This is a genomic window from Bartonella sp. AA16NXGY (assembly GCF_042197325.1).
GTDB lineage: Bacteria > Pseudomonadota > Alphaproteobacteria > Rhizobiales > Rhizobiaceae > Bartonella.
The window spans coordinates 1-6,672 of the sequence record NZ_JBHIRR010000031.1 but is presented as its reverse complement, the minus strand read 5'-3'; the positions used below and the strand labels follow the sequence as shown (position 1 = coordinate 6,672).

Below are 6,672 nucleotides of genomic sequence, written 5' to 3'. Positions count from 1 at the left end.
AAGGGAGCAAAAAACACTGCAACTAAAGCCACAAAAACAGCCTCCAATATGGGGTGGTGGGGCTTTTTAGGAAGTCTCATAGGCGCCATTATTTCCAGTGTTTTTGGCTACTACGGTTATAGAAGCCGTAAGGACACTTTCATGCTTTAAAACGTCTACCTGTCTACCTTTAAAGCAAATACATAAAAAGCTGCACGCATAGTGCAGCTTTTTTGCAAAATTTTCTTGATTTTTGTATGCTTTTCAACACAACAAGAATTTTCAAAATCCACGTGAAGCTTTTATAATCGTGAGAAACAAGCTGCAAAATAAAAGATTTTTTTCAATAATTCTATTTTTTTATGTTTTTCCTTTAAAAAACTTCTTAAATGAAGTGTTGACTCCATCGATTATATATATATGCCATTACAGCATAACAAATATGCGACTCTTGCTCTATTTTTTCCATTTAAGCCAAACGAATTTCGCAAAAAAATATTCCTCTACGATCAACAACTTTTCTCAATATGGAAACCATATCAATCTTACATCTCATGTAAGAGAGAGCATTATGCGGTTAACATTTCATCCACACACAATATGAGAGAATAAGTTGAATTCTCTGATACAAAGGGAATACCAACCTACCAAATTATCTATTCTCAACAAAGCAACACTCTCACCACTTCAATACCAGTATTTTAGTTTGAATATACGAACACAATTTACATTCTAGATTAAATGTATCAAATAAATAATGAACATAAAATCTATGAATAAACAATGGTTTAACTTTACATGCTTCAAACAAAGGACAAAATTCTATAATCATGTGTTATTAAATTTTTTTTTGTAAATATTTTATACAGATATCAAAAATCGTACCATTGCTTTCAATACAAGAAACCGACATAAAAAATTTCATATTGAATGACCAAAATAGTCTTTTACAAATTGCGATATTAGAGCAAAAACTTCATTGGCTAATTATACGAAAAAATAAAATAGAAAATGCATTTTAATAAATATAAAAGCAAATTGTTTTATAAAAGAATATGACAAAAACTGATAAATCAATTTATGATCATGTTATTTATGATTCAGATATTGAGTTCAGTTTTGCACAATCGTTTGAAAAAAACGATGAGATTAAAGTTTATGCGCAACTGCCTAAATGGTTTAAAATTGATACACCTCTTGGATCATATACTCCCGATAGGGCTGTATTACTCGAGCAAGATGGGCAAGGAAAACTGTATTTTGTTGTGGAAAGCAAAGGAAGTATTTTCGAAGACATGTTGTGCGATCTGGAAAAAGCAAAAATCCATTGCGGTCATGAACATTTCAAAGCTTTAGGAGAAAATACCCAATATATTGTTTCTGATAATTATGAAACTTTTATCGATCAAGCAATTCAAAAAGATACCACAACAACTTGAAAAAATATTTGGGCTATGGAAACAACCCTCCCCTGTTGTTTATAAAATGCACCTTTTTCCTACTCTATAATTTACAAGCCCTTCCTTATAACCGATTTTAATTTTTATTAAACAATCAAGAGATTGTCGAATATTTTCCAGAAAGGGCTGCACATTTAAGAAAAGAAAATTATAAACTATTGAGAATACATTTGACACCTAAACAATCATTTAAGCATAAAAAATGATATATAAACAAACATTGGATTTTTAAGTCAATAATTTGATTTATAAAGATTTTCACATTTTTCATGTTAAATAATAAATGCAAATGGAGCAGGCATGCACGTCTCGTGTAGGTTCTGCTTTTGCTCTCATGCAAAGTGAATTGACAGAAAACAGACTCCTCGATAAACTCATCAAAATCAGCTTAACTGATGGCTTCATTTTGGAGGAAGAGGGGTTTGTACACAAGAGAAGCATTTGGGGACCATCAGCACTTCCAATCACATTCATTCCAATATCAAAACCGCAGACATCACAAACATGTGTTAATTTTTTAAAGTCTGTGAATGGGGCGGGACCCATATCTAAAAGAATATCAACAGGGGGCATAATAATGCAAAAGGTAGATTCCTATACAAAAACAGAAAGGTATGTCATATATACCGTCATTATTTCCAGCATACTTCCTCTGCTGGACGGGAGCATTGTCAATGTCATCCTTCCTAACCTTGCGCATTATTTTTCAGTCGGAGAAAATAATATACAATGGGTTGTAACATCCTATTTTCTCGCCACCGTTCCAGGGCTGCTAATGGCCGCTTTTGTGCAAGGAAGAATAGGTATCAAAAGCACTTGGCTTCTTGCAAGCTTCATTTTTATGCTTGGATCACTGGGGGTAGGATTAAGCTATAATTTTCCAACTATTATATCTGCCCGTATCGTTCAAGGTTTTGGGACCGGTCTTTTGCTGCCCCTTAGCCAAACCATCATTGCCTTACAATTTGGACAGACACGCGTGCGCCAAGCCATGGGCACCATAGCCGTACCAACAGTTTTCGCTCCTGCCTTTGGTCCGCTGGTAGGCGCCTCACTTGCTCAGTATGTCTCTTGGCGTTTGTTATTTTTTATTAATATTCCGCTTATTTTATTGGCACTCACCCTTGGAGCAAAACATTTAAAGAGCAACGAAACAACAAAAACAAAATTTAACTTATTTGCATTTTTAGCGTTTTCCATCTCCCTTCTTTCGTTTTTTTATCTCACAGAAGCCAGAAATATCAATAACCACAACACCCTCTTTATCCTAGCGCTTATAGCCGTGATATCTCTCATATTATTCATTGTTTCTAATCAGAAAGCAAAAAACAAATTAATCGTCTTTAGCGGATTTCAAAATGCGCGCTATACATTGCTCATGATCATGGGGCTCGTTGCTTCATTTCTTTTTTATAGCTTCCTCGTTTATTTCCCACTAGCCGTTGCCATGGGAGGAAACTATGAAAAGAGCCTTCTCATCATCGGTGCCCTCCTTGCTCTGCAAGGAGTAGGTGCGTGGATTGGCAGGAAATTTATTTACCAAAAATGGAAAGAAAAATCTCCCTTTTTCATGATAGGAATTGGTTTAGTGATATCAAGCTTTGGGTTATTATGCTTCGGCTATAATATAAGCATGGATGGACTGGGATTCTTGCTAAGAGGCATAGGACTTGGCATCGCCACCATTGTCTGCCTTTCCGCCCCCATCCAATATGTCAACAGTTTATACGTCAAAGATACAGCCGTTATCACACGCATATTACAGCAAATAGGTGGTGCCTTAGGGGGTATATTCGCTGGCTTTTTGATCCATTCTCTGACAGAAGAATCCCTGTCCTTAAACCAAACATATATCGTATTCTTCATATTCTCTATCGCTGCATTTTTACTGTTTTGCCTAGCCCTCCTCTTATCGCGTAAAGAGAAGAATTTTGATTTATGATATGCTTTATTTGAACACCCTATCCATAACATTGGCAATGGCATATAAAATCATACAGCATTTACCACTTTTCGAGAAACCAACACACTGAGACATTGAACACAGCCTTCATCATTTTTATGAAAGAACACTAAACCGATAAGCTCCTTAAGCTCTAAAATTGATCACCTCCAGTAACGTACGGTGTTTGTAATTTTATGATACCTCTGTGCTTTTAGATCCCTCTAAAAACCTCTTGAAATATGGGATTTTCTGATCAGACCTTTGCAAAGATCCACGAAATTAAGCAAGCGTTTCAATGCGGAATAGTTCCATAAATGCGCTAACAGACGCCCTACAGAACCAGCATAGAATATAGAACCCACAATGCCCCCAAATGCTGACCATCTTCTGCCACGCATCGCGATGCAAAAAATCGCACTGTATTGCAAACTTGATAATGTTATTCGCCCCTTTTCAAAGTCATTGAATCACTATGCTTTCATAACAGCAATAGGTCCAAATGAAACTGAAGCGACAAAAACAGCTGGTAAAGCAGCATCTTCTCTCCATTTCATTGTTAACTGTCATAACAAATCTCCCCCGCTTTAATAAAAAAGCCCTCTCTCATTGAGAAAGAAATTTTAAAAACATTGAAAATCATGAAGCACGATGACAGACAGCAAACCATCTCTAAAAAGACTGTTTCTTGATTTTCACAGCGTACTCTTAGATTTCTCTAACATTTTCCTGCCTTTAAATTTTCCTTATAAGTTTTACGGACAAAAGAAGCTTTTCAGAACTCTTTTACACATAACTTCATTGCTTCAAGCTCCCTTACAGACACGATAAACGTTTATATTTTCATCTCTACCAAATACGCGAGATTAACAGCGGATATCATGAAAACAGTCTTTTTATAGAAAACAGTAAGCTTTAACGGAATAAACGAGATTTTAAACTAGCCTCCCGCATTACTCATTACTCTATACCGGTTATGCAAATAAAGAACCCCATCTGCTCTTTCTGACAAGCAAAGAACACACACAACATTTAGTAACATGCCATTATTGAAATTCTTGTCACAAAACCTTCCGTTCAGGGATTATGCGCATTACCTGCTTCCTTCTCTCCAATAAACAATCTGCCAATAAAGAATGCTATTGCAGTTACGATAATACAAAATTATACTTCTGTTCTCATTCTATATTTTTCGAATTATCACACACTATTCCCCCCTTCACTGCTTCACTGTTATAACAATGAAAGGAGAAAAAAATTAAAACACAATATAGTATTTCTTTTTCACAAATCTTATATAAGCCACAAAATTGTTGCGCGACTTTCTAAGCAAGGTCAGGCAATAAAATCATACTCTAAAAACCACTCAACATACCACTTTTTGATATTATAAAGCCATAAAATGCAATTATCGTCTCCGCAAAAAATCTCTCAGAAAAACAAAATCCCTCCTGTAATCATTGGACTACTTCCTCCAATGTTTGCGCACCATTATACGTGTAAGGAGTTAAATAACTTGTTTATTGCATCATTTGCTCCTTCTGAGATTCCAGAAGGTACAAAATCCGAAAAAGTTAAAGCATGGCTACGTGCAATCAATGTGGAATGCGAAGAACCGCTTGAAGTCCTTGGTAACTTGCTTGGGGATTTTTTAGAAAAAGAATATTATGACCCAGACCCAAGCGGATTAAATCCATCATTATATGAAAAAATTTTACAGTTACAAAAAGATAAACGTACAGTTTTAGAAAAGTTAAAGGAATATGACTTGGAATATCAGCGTGGAGGATATATTATCAAGAATGAGCTGACCTCCACACAAGAATTGCAAAAAGCTGGTCTCCTCTCTACAGAAGAGCTACAAAAACGTATTACAGAGAAAGGCCTTTCAGCAGTAGAAATCGAAGTAAAAAGAGCATTAGAAAATATAGAAAAAGATCCAAGGGAGGCGGTTCTATTTGCAGCAAATCTGTTGGAAGCCTCTTGCAAAGCTTATCTCGACCACCATTCTATCCCATATGCAGAAAACGCCCGTAATAATCTGCCCGCTTTATGGGAAGAAGTCGTTAAGAAAGCTAAGATCCATCCCGAAGATATGAAGCAAGAAAACTTAAAAAATCAAGATCTAGATGAAAATGACTTAAAAATGATCGCATCCGGTCTGTATCAAATTGTGCGCGGTACTATAAAGTTAAGAAACAAGAAAGGTGCAGCGCACGGCCGCTCAAAAAAGGATTTTGAACTAATCAATCTCAAGCCTCGCCATGCGCGTTTAACTTTTAATGCCGCCCATTCTCTCTCAATTTATATTTTAGAGCTCATGGATCAGCCATAATAAAAAACCATATCACGATTACCAGCATTTTTTCGTGCCATTTTTAATGCTTTTTAGGCATTAAAGGAGAGTGGCTGCTTCTACCCTACAAAACCAAATATTTCTATAGCATGACAGAATGAGTAATCACACCACCCTATAGTTCTCCTCTTCCCCGCGTTTCTAGGCTCCGCTTCTAAAGTCAGTGGCAATTTCTGTAAATGCAAAAGCCGCCCTTAAGGATGGCGAATGAGGATGGTGCAAAAGTATTGCCTTGATTATTTTTTTTAAGAACAAACTAGCTAGTGTACTATTTTTGGAAAGCTCTCGTGCAGAAATATTATGATGGAGAAGCTAGTCATTATGATAAAAACACAAGTCTTAACTCCCTAAAGAGAGAGAATCTGAGCTTAGATTTAATTCCTACAAAGCCTTTATGCGCGTAAATTACATACCTATACGTTCTTCCCCTACCCTACTTAATTTTATAATAAGGCAGCTCCTTATAAAAAACAGCACTATTCTTACATACCATAGCCATTTTCTCTTTACAGGCTTTCTGCTATCAACATAACACTTTACCCTCTTAAAACACTGTTTGCAAAAGGTTTGCATCATTACAATGATCATAGGCATGGGCTTGCTACCCCAAAAAGCTTTCTAGGTAAAAATCCCCCTTAGTATTTAGTGATATAGATAGTTTGGAGTTCAAGGAATTGTGTACAGTTTTTTGTTACAAAAAGTTGGCAGATTGTTTTGAGGATGAAGATATACAGGTACACATAGAACAAAGGGAGGGATGATATTAAAATCCAAGAGAATCTGAGTTTAGATTTAGTCCTTGCGCGCCCTTTAAGTGCGTAGCATTACGTAGCTTAATGGCTTTTACCCCCCCTTGCTTTCCGAAGGTGCATGATGATTAGTAGGCATGCCCCTTAGTTCTTATTTGGGTTTTGTACGTGGGAAGAGTTTTGAGT

4 protein-coding genes and 1 pseudogene are annotated in these 6,672 nt (G+C 36.2%); all 5 read left to right on the top strand.

Annotated features, from left to right (window positions below):
* Positions 1-150 (top strand): annotated as a pseudogene (locus ACFINK_RS09030) (DUF3792 domain-containing protein); the annotation flags it as partial.
* Positions 151-1,034: 884 nt separating this feature from the next.
* A complete protein-coding gene (locus ACFINK_RS09025; protein WP_375638862.1) occupies positions 1,035-1,418 on the top strand; it encodes a restriction endonuclease in 384 nt (127 codons plus the stop codon).
* A 598-nt stretch (positions 1,419-2,016) separates the two neighbouring features.
* The gene (locus tag ACFINK_RS09020) at positions 2,017-3,381 is read left to right on the top strand and encodes an MFS transporter (RefSeq protein ID WP_375638861.1); all 1,365 of its coding nucleotides are present in this window, start codon (positions 2,017-2,019) and stop codon (positions 3,379-3,381) included.
* A gap of 366 nt (positions 3,382-3,747) precedes the next feature.
* Positions 3,748-3,972: a hypothetical protein gene (locus ACFINK_RS09015; RefSeq protein ID WP_375638860.1), complete on the top strand. Its 225-nt coding sequence runs from the start codon at positions 3,748-3,750 to the stop codon at positions 3,970-3,972.
* 925 nt (positions 3,973-4,897) lie between these two features.
* Positions 4,898-5,716, top strand: coding sequence for an abortive infection family protein (locus tag ACFINK_RS09010; RefSeq protein WP_375638859.1), 819 nt, complete (start codon positions 4,898-4,900; stop codon positions 5,714-5,716).
* Positions 5,717-6,672 lie beyond the last annotated feature (956 nt).